Here is an 18,218-nt window from a genome sequence, read left to right as displayed (position 1 = left end):
ATAATATGTTTTAAAATTATTCACTTCTAATATAACAAATTTTCTACTCACAAAAAGAATATATGTTCTATTGCATAGGTATAGCATTTTAAATATAAGCCATTATTATCGAACTCCAGAATCGTATAAATACGAAACTGTTTATAGAAAAATACGCAGAGATTTTCTTAATAGTAAATTTTTATAGCAAGACATAAATTGACTACGCCTCTTTCGAAATCAACTAATATATTTTCATGAAGCTTTCGATCATATTAATTATTGAATGAGATGTTTGCAATTTAGTAAATAAGCTACTAAATTATTACATAAACTGATAATGTGTAAAAATTAAATATTTTTTAAACATAGATTAAAAATTTATATTGAAACTCTTAACTAAATTTAATATAATTATTTTATAATAAAAGAAAGGAGTTTTTATATGAAAAGAAACTTTCCAAAATTAATAGCTTTAAGTTTAATACTTTCTTTAAGTGTTACCCCAATTGCAAACGCTGAGAGCAATTCAAATATCAAAGCAAAAGATAAGAAGCATGTGCAAGTTAATGTCGAGGACAAGAGTGTTCCTACTGACGTACGTAATTTAGCGCAAAAAGACTATCTTTCTTATGTTACTTCACTTGATAAAATCTATAATAAAGAGAAAGCCTCGTATACACTTGGTGAACCTTTTAAAATTTATAAATTCAACAAAAAGAGTGATGGTAATTATTATTTTCCAGTTTTGAACACTGAGGGTAATATCGATTATATAGTTACAATTTCACCAAAAGTCACTAAGTATTCTAGTTCATCTTCTAAATACACAATCAATGTTTCTCCATTTTTATCTAAAGTCTTAAATCAATATAAAGATCAACAAATTACTATTTTGACAAACTCAAAAGGTTACTATGTGGTTACTCAAAATCATAAAGCTAAACTCGTACTAAAAACACCACGTCTAGAAGATAAAAAGTTAAAAAAGACCGAGAGTATACCTACTGGCAATAATGTAACGCAACTAAAGCAAAAAGCTTCTGTCACTATGCCAACTAGTCAATTTAAAAGTAATAATTATACTTACAACGAGCAATATGTAAATAAACTTGAGAATTTCAGGATAAGAGAAACTCAAGGTAACAATGGTTGGTGTGCAGGCTATACGATGTCTGCATTACTAAATGCGACTTATAATACTAACAAATATCATGCAGAAGCTGTGATGAGATTTTTACACCCAAACTTACAAGGACAACGATTCCAATTTACTGGTTTAACGCCAAGAGAGATGATTTATTTTGGACAAACTCAGGGAAGAAGTCCACAACTTCTTAATAGAATGACTACATATAATGAAGTTGACAATCTTACTAAAAATAATAAAGGAATTGCTGTTTTAGGTAGTAGAGTAGAATCAAGAAATGGTATGCACGCAGGGCATGCCATGGCAGTTGTTGGGAACGCTAAATTAGATAATGGACAAGAGGTTATAATTATATGGAATCCATGGGATAATGGTTTTATGACTCAAGATGCTAAAAACAATGTTATTCCAGTATCCAATGGCGACCATTATCGATGGTATTCATCTATTTATGGTTATTAAAATTTGTATTTTAGAAAGGTAAATAATATTATGGAACAATTTGAATTATTTAGTATTGATAAATTCAAATGTAATTCAGAGGCTAAGTATTACCTTAATATTATTGAGGGAGAATGGCACCCTCAAGATTTAAATGATAGCCCTTTAAAATTTATTCTCAGTACCTCAGACGATTCTGATTACATTTGCAAATATATAAATACAGAACACAAACAACTCACATTATATAATAAAAATAATAGCTCAATTGTTATTGAAATATTTATACCAAATGATAATAAAATACTACTAACAATTATGAACACAGAAGCTTTGGGAACTTCTCCTAGAATGACTTTCATTAAGCATAAGTCATAAGACTATCTAGATATGATTAAGTAAACTATTAATCTTATTAAAGGTCTCTAGGAAGAAAAAATTTCATGCGATGAGATTGTTTTAGAAAAAGCGACGATATATATAATCTAACAATAATTTTAAAATATTAAGAACCCCCAGCATACGCTTTATATAGCTTGCTGGGGGTTTTTAATACAATATGGATTGAGCATCTTGCATGTATAAACACTTAGGCTATTCAAAGTAAAATTACTCAAACTTTGAATAGCCTTTCCTCTTCAAATAGTCTTTATTTAAATTGGATTATATTATTGGATTTTCTTACCTACAAAAATGATTTCTTGATGTGATACTTCAACCGTGCCATCTTTTTGCTCTTGAAACACGGGTTTTTCAATACGTTTTACCGGCATATACCCTTGCATTTTCATTCGTGACAAGCAATCAGCAATTGTTTCATTCTCATTTACTTTGAATTTCATGTTCTACTACACTTTCCAGTTCTTCTGGTTCATAATCTTTAAGCTTTCTACGACGAATGCCTTTAGTCCAGAATCCACCATGTATGTTTCGAGGTTCATACGCAATGATAAATGCTTTCGGATCTAAATTTTTTATCGTATCCATCAATTTACGTTCATATTTTCTTGGTGTTAAAATTTGCATCACCATACGACTACCATCTCTACCAAACGCAGCATAGTGCGTAACGCCATATCCTAAATTTCGAAGTTCATTCGGTAAATCTAACTCATATTCTGCTGAAGTTACATTTACAACTGTATAACCTAATGCCAGTTTTTCTTCTATTTTCATACCAACAATGATACCTATTGAAAAACCAAATGCGTAGGCAATAATATTTTGAATATGGTCTAAATTAGACATAACCAAACCTAAACCAACGATATAAACTAATACTTCTAAAAAACTAACTGATGCAGCAATATAACGATAACCTTTCAACGTTAAAATTGTTCGCATCGTTAAAAACGTTACATAACAAACGTTAATGATAAATATAGTTAGTACCATTAACCATGGATTTTCTGTTACGAATGACATAAGGCGCCCCACTCTCTTTCAATTACACTTTAAATACCAAACTGCTTCAAACTAACCTTAATGAATGCATATTAATATAATATAGTACGAAAACTCTCATAAATAAATAGCGAATTTGTCATAAATAAAAATTTATTCTTAAATGAACATACTTACTTTAGTTCATATACTTTCAATTTATATACTGAAGTAGCCTAGCTGAATGTGGTTTAACGTTATTAATTCTAACTCATATTTAATTTAAGTCACACGTTAGAAGAAAAATTAAATTAGGATTTTGGCCACGTGTATCTTGTATATGCAAGTTCACGTTTGTGTGCATTTCGTATATAATGATTTTCAATTACTTTTTGTTCTTCTGGCGTAACTGGCTTACCTTCTAAATAATTATCAATCGCCTCATAAGTTACACCTAATGCATCTTCATCTGGAAGCTGTGGTTTATCATCTTCTAAATCAGCAGTTGGCGTTTTTTCATATAATTCCTTTGGCGCACCAAGATACGCTAATAATTGACGACCTTGTCGTTTATTCAAACCAAATATAGGTGCGATATCTGCAGCACCATCACCGTACTTCGTATAAAAACCAGTTATATTTTCAGCTGAATGATCTGTTCCTACTACAATACCTTGTCGGTTTGAAGCAATTGAAAATTGTACTTTCATACGTTCACGCGCTTTTTCATTTCCTTTTTGGAAATCTGTAAGAACAATACCGGCTTCTTTTAATGATTGCACACTTTGATCAACTGCAGGTTTAATATTTACAGTAACTATTTCGTCTGGTTCAATGAATCGCAAAGCTTGCTCAACTTCATCAGCATCTTTTTGAACTCCATAAGGTAATTTAACTGCAATAAACGTACAATCAATGCCTTCTTCACGTAATTCGTTAACAGACATTTGTACTAATTTTCCAACTAATGTAGAATCTTGTCCTCCTGAAATACCTAACACTAAAGATTTTATAAATGAATGTGATTGTACATAATTTTTTATAAATTGCTTTAATTCCATAATTTCTTCAGCACTATCGATACACTTTTTCACTTTCATTTCTTGTACAATAACGTCTTGTAATTTACTCATTATCTTCTTCCATCTCCTTAACGTGTTCCGCAACTTCAAAAATACGTTTATGTTTATTATCCCAACATGCCTTGCTTAAATCGACTGGATATTCTTGTGGATTAAGGAAACGCTTATTTTCATCCCAAATAGATTGTAATCCTTGTGCTAAATATTCACGTGATTCATCTTCTGTTGGCATTTGATATACTAATTTACCATTTTCATAAATATTATGATGCAAATCAATGGCTTCGAAAGATTTTATAAATTTCATTTTATAAGTATGCACTGGATGGAATAATTTTAAAGGTTGTTCATCGTATGGATTTTCATTTTCCAAAGTAATATAATCGCCTTCTGCTTTACCTGTTTTCTTGTTTATAATGCGATATACATTTTTCTTACCTGGCGTCGTAACCTTTTCAGCGTTATTTGATAATTTAATACGATCACTATATGAACCATCTTCATTTTCAATAGCTACAAGTTTATATACTGCACCTAATGCTGGTTGATCGTATCCTGTAATTAGCTTTGTACCAACGCCCCAAGAATCTACTTTTGCACCTTGTGCTTTCAAACTCGTAATCGTTTCTTCATCCAAATCATTAGACGCGATAATTTTAGTTTCAGTAAATCCTGCTTCATCAAGCATACGTCTTGCCTCTTTAGATAAATAAGCGATATCTCCAGAATCCAATCGAATACCTACAAAGTTAATTTTGTCACCTAATTCTTTTGCAACTTTTATTGCATTTGGCACGCCAGATTTTAAAGTATGGAATGTATCTACTAGGAACACACAATTTTTATGTCTTTCAGCATATTTTTTGAAGGCAACATATTCGTCTCCATAAGTTTGGACAAATGCGTGTGCATGTGTACCAGACACAGGTATACCAAATAATTTACCTGCCCTAACATTACTTGTAGAATCAAAGCCCCCGATGTAAGCAGCTCTAGCGCCCCACAATGCTGCATCAATTTCTTGAGCACGACGTGTACCAAACTCCATTAATTTATCATTTGATGCAATTTGACGAATTCTACTAGCCTTTGTTGTAATTAGTGTATGGAAATTTACAATGTTTAATAAAATTGTTTCTATTAATTGCGCTTGAATCAATGGTGCTTCTACGCGTAACAATGGTTCGTTACCAAAGCATAATTCGCCTTCTTGCATCGAACGGATGCTGCCTGTGAATTTTAAATCTTTTAAATATGATAAGAAATCATCCTTGTAGCCAATAGACTTTAAATATTCCAAATCAGATTCTGAAAATCCAAAATGTTCTATAAAATCAATAACGCGTTTTAAACCATTAAAAACAGCATAGCCACTATTAAATGGCATTTTTCTAAAATACAAATCAAATACAGCCATTTTTTCATGAATATTATCATTCCAATAACTTTCAGCCATATTTATTTGATATAAGTCATTATGTAACATTAAACTGTCGTCTTCTAATTGGTACACCTGTATCTCTCCAATCGACCTAAATATTTTCTTACATTTTATCATAATTCATTTTTTTATATACATAAGAGCCCCTTAATTTCCATACTTTTAATTAAAATCAACCAACAATTTAATGACATATACATAATTTTTAAGAGTATTTTAATAATGTAGACTATAATATAAAGCGAGGTGTTGTTAATGTTATTTAAAGAGGCTCAAGCTTTCATAGAAAACATGTATAAAGAGTGTCATTATGAAACGCAAATTATCAATAAACGTTTACATGACATTGAACTAGAAATAAAAGAAACTGGGACATATACACATACAGAAGAAGAACTTATTTATGGTGCTAAAATGGCTTGGCGTAATTCAAATCGTTGCATTGGTCGTTTATTTTGGGATTCGTTAAATGTCATTGATGCAAGAGATGTTACTGACGAAGCATCGTTCTTATCATCAATTACTTATCATATTACACAGGCTACAAATGAAGGTAAATTAAAGCCGTATATTACTATATATGCTCCAAAGGATGGACCTAAAATTTTCAACAATCAATTAATTCGCTATGCTGGCTATGACAATTGTGGTGATCCTGCTGAAAAAGAAGTTACACGCTTAGCAAATCACTTAGGTTGGAAAGGAAAAGGTACTAATTTTGACGTGTTACCACTGATTTACCAATTACCTAATGAGTCAGTTAAATTTTACGAATATCCTACTTCATTAATTAAAGAAGTACCTATTGAACATAATCATTATCCAAAATTAAGAAAATTGAACTTAAAATGGTATGCAGTCCCTATCATTTCCAATATGGACTTAAAAATCGGTGGCATTGTATATCCAACTGCACCCTTTAACGGTTGGTATATGGTAACTGAAATTGGCGTACGTAACTTTATTGATGATTACCGTTACAATTTACTAGAAAAAGTTGCAGATGCGTTTGAATTTGATACACTTAAAAATAATTCATTTAATAAAGATCGAGCACTTGTTGAATTGAACTATGCTGTGTATCATTCCTTTAAAAAAGAAGGCATATCAATTGTCGATCATTTGACCGCTGCAAAGCAATTCGAACTATTCGAACGTAATGAAGCACAACAAGGTCGTCAAGTTACCGGAAAATGGTCTTGGCTAGCACCGCCATTATCTCCAACATTGACGTCAAATTATCATCACGGATATGACAATACAGTAAAAGATCCAAACTTTTTCTATAAAAAGAAAGAATCAAATGCTAACCAGTGCCCTTTCCATCATTAAGTTAGTAGAGGTGTAGCATATGCAATTATATTATTTAGGCCCTAAAGGTACATTTTCATATTTGGCTTGTCGTCAGTATTTTTCTGAAAATGAAGCAACTTTTCAACCAAAGTCAAATTTATTTGAAGTCATCAAGGCAGTTGCAGATGATGACACATCGATTGGTGTTGTCCCTATTGAAAATTCTATAGAAGGAACAATCAACATTGTGGCAGATGCACTTGCACAGCAAGATGTCTTTGCACACGGTGAAATACGTTTAGATATTAACTTTGCATTATATGGTAATGGAACAGATTCCATTTCTGATATTAAAAAAGTGTATTCTATTGCACCAGCGATCAGTCAAACAACAAATTACATACATCAACATCAATTTGACTATGATTATGTCGACAGTACAATTCAAAGTTTGACTAAAATTGAAAATGGCGTTGCAGCAATTGCACCTTTAGGTAGTGGTGAAGCTTATGGTTTTACACCTATTGATACACATATTGAAGACTATCCACATAACGTGACACGTTTTTTAGTTATAAAAAATCAGCAGCAATTTGATCAAAATGCGACATCATTGATGTTTTTAATTACACCAATGCATGATAAACCTGGGTTGTTAGCAAGTGTGCTTAATACATTTGCTTTGTTTAATATTAATTTATCTTGGATTGAGTCTCGTCCTTTAAAAACACAATTAGGTATGTATCGATTTTTCGTTCAGGCTGATTCAGCAATTACAACCGATATAAAGAAAGTCATTGCTATTTTAGAAACCTTGGATTTCAAAGTAGAAATGATTGGCGCTTTTAATTAAACTTTATTTTCTAGGTTCTACAATTTAAATAAAATAAAGAGTCAACCAAGGATTAAAATAGGAATCCATCCTTGGTTGACTTTCTTTTGTTTGTATTGTTTTTACACGATGCTGCGGTATACGTTTCGTTACCACTCGTTCAAGCAATTGCTAATGTAACTTTTTATTTTTCGTTCTAATCTGCAATTACTATTTCAATGGCAGTGGTTGATTTATATCAATACCTAAAACTATAGGCATTACATAATACACGACTAAAATAATAATTATTGCACTGATTAAGTTTACCCAGAATCCTACTGATGCCATTTGTTTGATAGATATTTTACCTGAACCAAAGATAATTGCATTCGGTGGTGTCCCTACTGGTAACATGTATGCACAGTTAGCCGCCATAGCTGCTGGTGCCATAAGTAGTAATGGATGCACTCCAACAGCAACAGACAACGTTGCTAAAATCGGTAAAATCATCGTTGCAGTTGCGGTATTAGATGTCACTTCAGTTAAAAATAAGACAAAGATCGTTATGACAATTACAATAAGAATCGGACTAACACCATTTAATGATTTCAACTGTTCGCCTAACCATTTTGCTAAACCACTTTCTGATATACCTTTTGCTAATGCTAAACCGCCACCAAATAAAATTAATACACCCCACGGGAGCTCTTTTGCAACTTCCCAGTCAATGATACGACGATGTTTTTCAGTATTTTTAGCTGGAATAACAAATAATAATATTGATATAAAAATAGCAATCGTACCATCTGCAACGGATGACGTAACTTCCCATTTTTTCAGAAGAAACTCTCTTGTAATCCATAATAAGCTGGCAAGTACAAAGATAGTTTGTACTACCTTTTCTTCATACTTCATTTTGCCAAGCTCGTCTAACTTTTGTTTAATTAACGTCTGACCACCAGGTAAATATTTCAAATCATGTCTAAACGCAACATATCTTAAATAGAGCCAAGTAATACCTAACAAAACAATGACCGTTGGAATCCCTACAATCATCCATTTAGCAAAACTAATTTCATGTCCAAAATGTTGCATGTATTGTCCTTTTAAAATAATTAGCGGCGGCGTTCCGATAAGTGTACCTAATCCGCCAATCGTACCTGCATAGCCAATTGCTAAAACTAGAGATTTTTCAAACTTTTGAATACTTGTTTGATTCGTATTGGCTTCTTGTAAATCATGTGCTTCCTTAATAATTGCTAAACCAATAGGAATCATGATCATTACAGCTGCAGTGTTCGATACAAACATAGATAAGAATCCTGTTGCCACCATGAATCCAAGTAATATTTTTGAAGTGCTTGCACCAATTAAATTAATAATTGTCAAAGCTACTCTCGTATGTAAATTCCATCTTTCCATTGCAATTGCCAAAATAAATCCACCTAAAAACAAAAAGATAATATCATTGCCATATTCGGATGATACTTGTTCTGGTGTAAGTATGTGACCTAATGGTAATAACACAATTGGTAATAAGCTCGTTGCTGCAATAGGAATTGCTTCAGTAATCCACCAAGTCGCAATCCATAAAGTAATCGCTAAGACATAGACGCCTTTCCAAGGTAAGTCTTGTGGATGAAAGAACAATAATGTTAATAGGAAAAGTAATGGACCTAATATTAGTCCAATAAGTTGTCCCGCACTAAACGGTTTCTTTTTCTTTGATTTTGAAAAGAATGTTAAATACCTTTTCGATATCATTGATTGATGTTGATTGAAATAAGCCATAAATTTCCCCCTCATGATGATTATGATAAGCTACTTCAACTCACTATATTAGAGTATAGAAAGTTGTCTATCTTGTATTATCATTACCGTCAAAATACCCCTTTTATCAGATAATTGGGTTTATTATAGCATATTTATACCGTTTTATGAATGCGCTTTCAAAAAATTATCTACTATTCTTAATCTTAATGTCATGCGAAACTTTTTACTTTTTTATTTCATCTACATTGATTGTAGTAACTTGAATACCCGCTTCAACAGGACTTAAAAACACTGTATCAATATCTTCCATATGAATTGATTGAGTCGAATTATTGAATGTATTCCCAACGATTAATACATCTTTATGTTTAACATTATTATAATTACGTACATGTATCGCATCTTTAGACATTGATCCTTTAAATTCATTTCCAATTATATTCATATTTATTCCTGCTTGGGAACCTAAGTCTTTTCCTGTCATCACATCTGCAGCATTTTTACCATCTCTAACTCCTAAATATCTAATACCACCCTCACAGTTAATAAACTTATTATTAATAATGAAAGCATCTTTATACTTCAAGGGAGTTAATGCATAACCTTGTATATCTTCAAATATATTATTTCTAATATGAATATTCTCATAGTAACGATTATGTCTACTTGCATGTGAGCCAATAGCACGATTCCAACTTCCCATTTCGGGCAATTCTGAAGGTCCAAAATAACAATCTTCGATAATGACATTTTTCGTTATCGTACCATCTGTCGTTCCGAATTTTGGAAAAGCACCAGGTACTTGAATGTCTAATTGTATTGCTTCAGAATAAAAGCGTTCGCCACTATTGTCTACGAATCCTTCAAATGAACAGTTTTTAATATAGAGTCCATTAATCCCACAAGCATCAATTGCATGACCACTCACTACATTCTTAATGGTTACACCTATTAATTGAATATCTTCAGCATGCCCAATGCACATAGCTGTATTGTTATAAGGATACGATACGCCATTCATATCAAACTTGCCGCCTTTGATATGAATATGACTGTGTCCATTATAACCACGATAAAAACCAAAGCGATGACCATTTTTTAATAAAGGACCCGAATGACATCGGCGTAAAATAGTTTCATTATCTAACAAAAGTGTTGTATTGCCATATATCGTTAATGGTTTGCAAATATCATACGTCCCTTTCGGTATATAAACTGTCGTTGGTTTACATCTTCCATGATTTAACGCACGTTGTATTGCTCGAGTATCTTTAGTTTTGTTTATGCCTGTTAACCCATAATCTTTCATATTGATATACATAAATCGTCATCCTTTGTCTATTTTTTAATCACTCATATATTAACCAATTATTCAAATTATAATCGTGTTAGGTTGATTTAGCAGATAGTCATAAATCTCGTGATGTCATCTATTAGCATTTTTATATTCAAAACATCATCACTTGATATTAGTTCTAAGTTTGTCACATTTAGTATTCTATTACAGCTATTTTAAAACTACCGTAAAAACATCTTATAATATTTGTTGATTGCGTGATTTGCTCTTCCAAAAAAGTTGATTAATCTATATACTTAATCTATATTTATATATTAACCATTAGGGTTAAAAATTACTCTAGCATTTATGAATAGATGGGAGTTTATTTTATTATTATATAGGAGAGATGTTGAATGACACATCGCGCACTATTAGTTGTTGACTATTCATATGACTTTATCGCAGACGACGGCTTACTAACATGCGGTAAACCTGGACAAAATATTGAAGATTTTATTGTTTCTCGTATCAATGACTTTAATTATTATCAAGACCATATATTCTTTTTAATGGATTTACATTATTTACATGACATTCATCATCCTGAAAGTAAATTATTCCCACCACACAATATCGTAGATACAAGTGGTAGAGAATTATACGGTAAAGTAGGTAAATTATACGAAACAATTAAAGCGCAACCTAATGTACATTTCATTGATAAAACGCGCTATGATTCGTTCTTTGGTACCCCGCTTGATAGTTTATTGAGAGAAAGAAGTATTAATCAAGTCGAAATCGTTGGTGTATGTACCGATATTTGCGTGTTACATACAGCAATTTCTGCATACAACTTAGGTTATAAAATTTCAGTACCTGCTGAGGGAGTGGCTTCATTTAATCAAAAAGGGCATGAATGGGCACTTGCACATTTCAAAAACTCATTAGGTGCAGAGGTAGAACAACACGTTTAAATCGTGCTAAAATAATTATAAAGAATACAATATACAAGGGAGATATTTGACAATGGCTAAAACATATATTTTCGGACATAAGAATCCAGACACTGATGCAATTTCATCTGCGATTATTATGGCAGAATTTGAACAACTTAGAGGTAATTCAGGAGCCAAAGCATACCGTTTAGGTGATGTGAGTGCAGAAACTCAATTCGCGTTAGATACATTTAATGTACCTGCTCCGGAATTATTAACGGATGCTTTAGATGGTCAAGATGTTATCTTAGTTGATCATAACGAATTCCAACAAAGTTCTGATACGATTGCCTCTGCTACAATTAAGCATGTAATTGATCATCACAGAATTGCAAATTTCGAAACTGCTGGTCCTTTATGTTATCGTGCTGAACCAGTTGGTTGTACAGCTACAATTTTATACAAAATGTTTAGAGAACGTGGCTTTGAAATTAAACCTGAAATTGCTGGTTTAATGTTATCAGCAATTATTTCAGATAGCTTACTTTTCAAATCACCAACATGTACACAACAAGATGTTAAAGCAGCTGAAGAATTAAAAGATATTGCTAAAGTTGATATTCAAAAGTACGGCTTAGATATGTTAAAAGCAGGTGCTTCAACAACTGATAAATCAGTTGAATTCTTATTAAACATGGATGCTAAATCATTTACTATGGGTGACTATGTGACTCGTATTGCACAAGTTAATGCTGTTGACCTTGACGAAGTGTTAAATCGTAAAGAAGATTTAGAAAAAGAAATGTTAGCTGTAAGTGCACAAGAAAAATATGACTTATTTGTACTTGTTGTTACTGACATCATTAATAGTGATTCTAAAATTTTAGTTGTAGGTGCTGAAAAAGATAAAGTTGGCGAAGCATTCAATGTTCAATTAGAAGATGACATGGCCTTCTTATCTGGTGTTGTTTCTCGAAAAAAACAAATCGTACCTCAAATCACTGAAGCATTAACAAAATAATACTATATTACTGTCTAATTATAGACATGTTGTTTTTAACTAACAGTTCATTAAAGTAGAATTTATTTCACTTTCAATGAACTGTTTTTTATTTACGTTTGACTAATTTACAACCTTTTCAATAGCAGTTTTCATTTCTTTAGCTATCCTAACCCACAGATTAGTGATTTCTATACAATTTCCCTTTTGTCTTAACATTTTCTTAAAATATTTGCGATGTTGAGTATAAATTTTTGTTTTCTTCCTACCTTTTTCGTTATGATTAAAGTTATAAATATTATTATGTACACGATTCATCGCTCTATTTTCAACTTTCAACATATATAATTCGAAAGACCATTTAAAATTAACGGCCACAACATTCAAATCAATTAATCACTTTTTCCAAAATAATCATATAAGGAGGTTCTTTTCATTATGAATATCATTGAGCAAAAATTTTATGACAGTAAAGCTTTTTTCAATACACAACAAACTAAAGATATTAGTTTTAGAAAAGAGCAATTAAAGAAGTTAAGCAAAGCTATTAAATCATATGAGAGCGATATTTTAGAAGCACTATATACAGATTTAGGAAAAAATAAAGTCGAAGCTTATGCTACTGAAATTGGCATAACTTTGAAAAGTATCAAAAATGCCCGTAAGGAACTTAAAAACTGGACTAAAACAAAAAATGTAGACACACCTTTATATTTATTTCCAACAAAAAGCTATATCAAAAAAGAACCTTATGGAACAGTTTTGATCATTGCACCATTTAACTATCCTTTTCAACTAGTGTTCGAACCTTTAATCGGTGCTATTGCAGCAGGTAATACAGCAATTATTAAACCATCTGAGTTGACACCAAATGTTGCACGAGTGATTAAACGATTAATCAATGAAACATTTGATGCAAATTACATTGAAGTTATTGAGGGAGGAATTGAAGAAACGCAAACGTTAATTCACTTACCTTTCGACTATGTCTTCTTTACAGGAAGTGAAAATGTAGGCAAAATCGTTTATCAAGCTGCCAGCGAAAATTTAGTTCCTGTGACATTAGAAATGGGCGGTAAATCTCCAGTCATCGTTGATGAAACAGCGAATATTAAAGTTGCCAGTGAGCGCATTTGTTTTGGGAAATTTACTAATGCCGGCCAAACATGTGTTGCACCAGATTACATTTTAGTACACGAATCTGTAAAAGATGATTTAATCACAGCCCTATCAAAAACGTTGCGTGAATTTTATGGTCAAAATATACAACAAAGTCCAGATTATGGCCGCATTGTAAACCTTAAACATTATCATCGTCTGACGTCATTACTTAACAGTGCACAAATGAATATTGTATTTGGTGGTCATAGTGATGAGGATGAACGTTATATAGAACCAACATTGTTAGATCACGTTACAAGTGATTCAGCAATTATGCAAGAAGAAATTTTTGGTCCTATCTTACCGATTTTAACATATCAGTCATTGGATGAAGCAATAGCCTTTATTCACCAAAGACCAAAACCTTTGAGTTTATATTTATTTAGCGAAGATGAAAATGCTACACAACGTGTAATAAACGAGCTATCATTTGGCGGCGGCGCTATTAATGATACATTGATGCACCTAGCGAATCCTAAATTACCATTTGGTGGTGTCGGCGCCTCAGGTATGGGACGCTATCATGGTAAATATTCATTCGACACTTTTACACATGAAAAAAGCTACATTTTCAAATCTACACGATTAGAATCAGGTGTCCATTTACCACCATATAAAGGTAAATTTAAATACATCAAGGCTTTCTTTAAAAATTAATTTTTGAGACAAAAATAAACCATGCTTCCATAATTTGATGTTCTTGAAAACAATAAATTTCAAGGTATACACAAATTTTTTGGAAACATGGTTTTCTTTTTATCATAATTAATTAAAGATTAAAATATGACACATACACCTTCAGATGCTACACGAGTGTTATCACATAGCGTAATTTTACCTGTTTCTTTATTTCTTTCGAAAACAGTTACAACTGAATCTCCTTGCTCATGAGCACAAACTAAAAGGTCATCTGATGAGGCAATATTAAAATCTCTTGGGAATTGACCACCACTTTCAGTAATTGTTACTAGTTCTAAGTGTTGACCATTATCAAGAACTTTAAAAATTGCAATGCTATCATGCCCTCTATTAGATACATATAAGAATTGTTGATCATGAGATAAACGCACTGCTGCAAGTTTAGTATCTCCATCAAAGTTTTCAGGAATTGTTAAATGACGCTCGAGCTCTTCAAATTTACCGTCATTATATTCTGCAACACTCACAGTATTGGATAATTCGTGTACGACATAAGCAAATTTTCTATTATCATGAAATTCAATATGTCTTGTCCCATCACTATCTTTAAATAAAGATTCTTTATAAAATTCAAACCCGTTGTCATCAAATTTATAAGTAACGATACGATCAGCACCTAAATCTGTTACTGCAACATACTTACCATCTGGAGTTTGATTAATATAATGTGCGTGTGGATGATCTTGTCTTTCATGTGTACCTGTTGGAAAATCATGCGCAAGTTCTTGAATTAGACGTATAATTTCACCTGTGTGCGTATTTAATTCATACATACGTATGATGCCAGCACCATATACCGCTTCAAATAAATATCGTTTATCTTCTGAAATCGATACATAACAACCTGTACCAGCTTTTGAAGACAAACATTTATTTAATAAATGCAATTCACCATTGTCATCAATTTTCAAACTCGCAACACCGCATTGTTCTCCTTCTTTGTTGATTCCATATAAAACTTCGTTATTACGCACCAAATATGTAGACGCTTCTAATTCAAATCCTGTTTCTAATAAATCAATACGTGACTGATTTTCGTTTAATTCAAAACGATAAATCCCTTTACCATTCTTTTTAGTGTAAGAACCAATATATCCATTTGTCATTACTTTTACCCCTCCATGTTAGTCTTATTTTCATTTTATTAAATTTTAGCTAGAATTAACAATCATTTATCATTCCCTTAAAGCTAAAACTGTTTAACTACTTTAAAAGAACTATTTGCTGGTGATATGTCATTATTCGATTTTAATTAATCCCCCTTTTTTACTTACACGAGCATTCATTATTAACGCGTTTATGCTTCTACAAAATTTTTGTCGCAAAACAGAACGCATGTTCGTATAATGTAATTATCAGATTGGGGTGAATTAAGGATGACAAGTTATGAAGAAGAAACTGATTATCGTAACGTTCCAAGAGAATTACTAGATAACAATATACCTATGGGAAGAGGCATGATTAAGTGGGCTCCATTCATTATATGTACTAATCTCATAAAAAATCTAATTTAATAGGGTTCAAACATAATTTATATATGTATTATGTTTGAACCCTATATCTATTTATTTTTTACTAATATCATTTAAAATGTCTCGCAATTCTTCAATTTCTTTGTTATTTAATTCTTCATTTTTCGCAAAATTAAGCACTAAACTTTTCATATCCCCTCCATACAATTTATTAAGAAAGGTTTTAGCAGTTTTCATTTTAATATCATCTTCTTTAATAATTGATGAGTAAAAATAAATATTATTATATTTATAGCGTTTTATAATCTCTTTTTTATATAGTCTTGTAATTAATGTTCTAATCGTCTTATCGCTAACTTCTTTATTTTTTTGAATCTCAACTACAATTTCATTAGCTGATACTGATTTTTTATTCCATATTATATTCATAACATCCCATTCAGCCATAGATATTTCAACTTGCTTATTGGCCATTTAAAACACCCATTTCTTTTAATATTTTTTCATTTATGAATTTAGCATTTTCACCAGAGGCTTTTTCATCTGATAAATGTGTAGAAAAATAATACTTATCATGATTTGTAATTACGTAACCTACAAACCACCCATTATTATATTTCCCGTTTACTATACCTGTACCTGTTTTCCCATACAATTCATAATTTTCATTTTTTCTAATCAATAACGAAGAAGATAATTGTTTCTTTTCATTTTTACTAAAATGGTTATTTTGTTCCATCATATTTTTTAAAACTATTACTTGTTCAAGATTAGATATTTTCAAACTATCTTCCAACCAATAGGCTTTATAACTTCCCAAATTTTTATTACCATAATTTAATTGCTTGAGTTGATCAGAAGTATAGTTCTTTGATAATTGATTACTAATACGTTCGAAGTACCAATTAACTGAGTTTTGTATTGCCGTATTTAAATCTTGATCCTTATTCCAAGAATCGAAAGGATAATGATTATGATTCCATGACATACGTGAATTTTTATCACTTATAATATGACGGTCAAGTCCAAACAGTGCTAAATAAATTTTGTAAGTTGAATCAGGAGAATATCTTTTTCTACTTTCTTTTTCATTATAAATATAGTATTTGTCTTTCTTCATGCTGTACATAACGAAAGATCCACTATTTGAACCAAAATTTTTACTTTCATCTAAAATTTGGTAATCGCTTTGTAAGGGCTTTTTATAATTATAATCAGTTAAGGATTGCCCCATTAAAAACTGGCTTTGAATTATCATGATAAAAAAAGTAAAAATACAAATAAAAATTAGAATTAATTTTGACTGCTTCTTCAGATTGCCTTCTTTTATATTAATTAATCTTCTTTTGAGTAATGATTTTTTACCATTAAATGAATGGCTTAATATATTTTTGTTGAAAAATGAGGTTTTTAATACGGAATCCATAATAGCTTCCGCATAAGACTTAAATTCATTTTTGTTAATATTATTAAGGACAAATCTATCGGCTTCTACTTCATTGTCATGAATCATCTTTCTTTTTACAATTTGTATTAGTGGATTATAACTCATAGCAATAGAAAAAATATGAAAGATAATTAAATGCAAAGTATCTCTGTTTTTAGCATGAGCATACTCGTGCAATATTATATATTTTAGTTTTTTGTCATTTATACTTTTAAAATATAAACTGGGAATCAAAATAATATATTTTCCATACCAAAAAGTTATTGGAGAATGAATAGATTCTGCTTTTCGAATCACAATATTTCTTTTATATTGATGATTGAAAAGTATCTTGTTTATTTTATCTTTTTCTTTTTCATTTAGATAAAGTGACTGTTTCTTTAAATACTTAAGATATAATAAAGAATTTAAAAATTTAAAACTTAAAATAATAACTAAAACTATCCAAATAACTGTGCAGATATTATCTATTGAATCCCAATTAAACTTATGGATGTCTGTTGTAAACTCATGAACAGGTTTAGTGGTATTTATGTTAGGATTCAAATTGTGTGAATTACTTTCAACTGTGGGCTCTTGATTATTCAAATTATTAAATTTAAAAAAAGAGAATTTAATAGGGATGAAAGGAATTAATCCTGCAAGAAGAGTTAGATACCAAACTTTATAATTTAACATATAATTAAAATAGCGTTTTAATATGTACCTAAAAAATAATAACAATAGAAATATAAAACAAAAGCTTACTATGCTCATTATTAATAACTTAGCCATTTCAACACCTTCTTTCAAATATTTATAATAAACTATTGACGCGAATATTACAATTGTAATATTATTGATTTATAGAAATTACAACTGTAATATTG

General features: G+C 31.0%; 17 protein-coding genes and 2 pseudogenes. 9 read left to right on the top strand and 10 right to left on the bottom strand.

All coding sequences use genetic code 11. From position 1 onward, the window contains the following. Positions 1-424 precede the first annotated feature (424 nt). Positions 425-1,591, top strand: coding sequence for a cysteine protease staphopain A (scpA, locus tag JV528_RS05560; RefSeq protein WP_000827765.1), 1,167 nt, complete (start codon positions 425-427; stop codon positions 1,589-1,591). A gap of 30 nt (positions 1,592-1,621) precedes the next feature. Continuing rightward, positions 1,622-1,948 (top strand): staphostatin A, encoded by a 327-nt coding sequence (locus JV528_RS05555; RefSeq protein WP_000434533.1) that lies wholly within the window; start codon positions 1,622-1,624, stop codon positions 1,946-1,948. Between the two features lie 290 nt (positions 1,949-2,238). Here JV528_RS05555 and JV528_RS05550 read toward each other — a convergent pair whose 3' ends face one another. The 4 genes from JV528_RS05550 to JV528_RS05535 all read right to left on the bottom strand — a co-directional run bounded on the left by JV528_RS05550 (position 2,239) and on the right by JV528_RS05535 (position 5,548). Further along, the gene (locus JV528_RS05550; RefSeq protein ID WP_000669861.1) at positions 2,239-2,412 is read right to left on the bottom strand and encodes an NETI motif-containing protein; all 174 of its coding nucleotides are present in this window, start codon (positions 2,410-2,412) and stop codon (positions 2,239-2,241) included. After that, on the bottom strand, positions 2,393-2,995 hold the full coding sequence (locus tag JV528_RS05545) for a DUF2179 domain-containing protein (RefSeq protein WP_000011542.1): 603 nt from the start codon (positions 2,993-2,995) through the stop codon (positions 2,393-2,395). Before JV528_RS05545 ends, JV528_RS05550 begins: the two co-directional genes overlap by 20 nt. 269 nt (positions 2,996-3,264) lie before the next feature. After that, positions 3,265-4,086 (bottom strand): ammonia-dependent NAD(+) synthetase, encoded by an 822-nt coding sequence (gene nadE / locus JV528_RS05540; RefSeq protein WP_000040860.1) that lies wholly within the window; start codon positions 4,084-4,086, stop codon positions 3,265-3,267. Further along, entirely contained in the window at positions 4,079-5,548 is a 1,470-nt protein-coding gene (locus JV528_RS05535; RefSeq protein WP_000284433.1) for a nicotinate phosphoribosyltransferase, read from the bottom strand. The genes nadE and JV528_RS05535 overlap by 8 nt, the downstream gene beginning before the upstream one ends. Before the next feature lie 183 nt (positions 5,549-5,731). Between JV528_RS05535 and JV528_RS05530 the strand changes: the two genes are divergently transcribed. The 3 genes from JV528_RS05530 (at position 5,732) to JV528_RS05520 (ending at position 7,801) form a co-directional block, all read left to right on the top strand. Beyond that, entirely contained in the window at positions 5,732-6,808 is a 1,077-nt protein-coding gene (locus JV528_RS05530) for a nitric oxide synthase oxygenase (RefSeq protein WP_204177531.1), read from the top strand. Positions 6,809-6,827: 19 nt separating this feature from the next. Then, a complete protein-coding gene (locus JV528_RS05525; protein ID WP_001177828.1) occupies positions 6,828-7,622 on the top strand; it encodes a prephenate dehydratase in 795 nt (264 codons plus the stop codon). 71 nt (positions 7,623-7,693) lie between these two features. Beyond that, entirely contained in the window at positions 7,694-7,801 is a 108-nt protein-coding gene (locus JV528_RS05520) for a hypothetical protein (RefSeq protein WP_001802312.1), read from the top strand. Between the two features lie 10 nt (positions 7,802-7,811). On the opposite strand, the gene JV528_RS05515 is transcribed toward JV528_RS05520, so the two are convergent. Next, complete coding sequence (locus JV528_RS05515; protein WP_000323164.1) at positions 7,812-9,374, bottom strand: SLC13 family permease; 1,563 nt, start codon at positions 9,372-9,374, stop codon at positions 7,812-7,814. Between the two features lie 205 nt (positions 9,375-9,579). Beyond that, entirely contained in the window at positions 9,580-10,677 is a 1,098-nt protein-coding gene (locus JV528_RS05510; protein ID WP_204177532.1) for a glycosyl hydrolase family 28-related protein, read from the bottom strand. Positions 10,678-11,048: 371 nt separating this feature from the next. Here JV528_RS05510 and JV528_RS05505 point away from each other — a divergent pair, with 371 nt between their 5' ends. Both JV528_RS05505 and JV528_RS05500 read left to right on the top strand, forming a co-directional pair. Then, a complete protein-coding gene (locus tag JV528_RS05505) occupies positions 11,049-11,609 on the top strand; it encodes a cysteine hydrolase family protein (protein WP_000149686.1) in 561 nt (186 codons plus the stop codon). 52 nt (positions 11,610-11,661) lie between these two features. Beyond that, positions 11,662-12,591, top strand: a complete 930-nt coding sequence (locus JV528_RS05500) for a manganese-dependent inorganic pyrophosphatase (RefSeq protein WP_204177534.1) — start codon at positions 11,662-11,664, stop codon at positions 12,589-12,591. A gap of 195 nt (positions 12,592-12,786) precedes the next feature. On the opposite strand, the pseudogene JV528_RS14645 reads toward JV528_RS05500, so the two are convergent. Continuing rightward, positions 12,787-12,957 (bottom strand): annotated as a pseudogene (locus JV528_RS14645) (hypothetical protein); the annotation flags it as partial. A 51-nt stretch (positions 12,958-13,008) separates the two neighbouring features. Here JV528_RS14645 and JV528_RS05490 point away from each other — a divergent pair. After that, a complete protein-coding gene (locus JV528_RS05490) occupies positions 13,009-14,388 on the top strand; it encodes an aldehyde dehydrogenase (protein ID WP_001021226.1) in 1,380 nt (459 codons plus the stop codon). Between the two features lie 119 nt (positions 14,389-14,507). On the opposite strand, the gene pglS is transcribed toward JV528_RS05490, so the two are convergent. Further along, positions 14,508-15,536, bottom strand: a complete 1,029-nt coding sequence (gene pglS / locus JV528_RS05485) for a 6-phosphogluconolactonase (protein WP_204177536.1) — start codon at positions 15,534-15,536, stop codon at positions 14,508-14,510. Between the two features lie 270 nt (positions 15,537-15,806). Between pglS and JV528_RS14640 the strand changes: the two are divergent. After that, positions 15,807-15,908, top strand: a pseudogene (locus JV528_RS14640) (hypothetical protein); the annotation flags it as partial. An 87-nt stretch (positions 15,909-15,995) separates the two neighbouring features. Here JV528_RS14640 and blaI read toward each other — a convergent pair. Together blaI and blaR1 are read right to left on the bottom strand one after the other, a co-directional pair. Beyond that, positions 15,996-16,376, bottom strand: a complete 381-nt coding sequence (gene blaI, locus JV528_RS05480; protein WP_001284658.1) for a penicillinase repressor BlaI — start codon at positions 16,374-16,376, stop codon at positions 15,996-15,998. Further along, on the bottom strand, positions 16,366-18,123 hold the full coding sequence (gene blaR1, locus JV528_RS05475) for a beta-lactam sensor/signal transducer BlaR1 (RefSeq protein WP_001096367.1): 1,758 nt from the start codon (positions 18,121-18,123) through the stop codon (positions 16,366-16,368). The genes blaI and blaR1 overlap by 11 nt, the downstream gene beginning before the upstream one ends. Positions 18,124-18,218 lie beyond the last annotated feature (95 nt).

The sequence above is a fragment of the Staphylococcus sp. GDB20D11A genome (assembly GCF_016893255.1).
In the GTDB taxonomy this organism is placed as follows: Bacteria; Bacillota; Bacilli; order Staphylococcales; family Staphylococcaceae; genus Staphylococcus; species Staphylococcus aureus.
The sequence above is the reverse complement of the archived record's forward strand: the minus strand, read 5'-3'. Positions and strand labels throughout refer to the sequence as shown.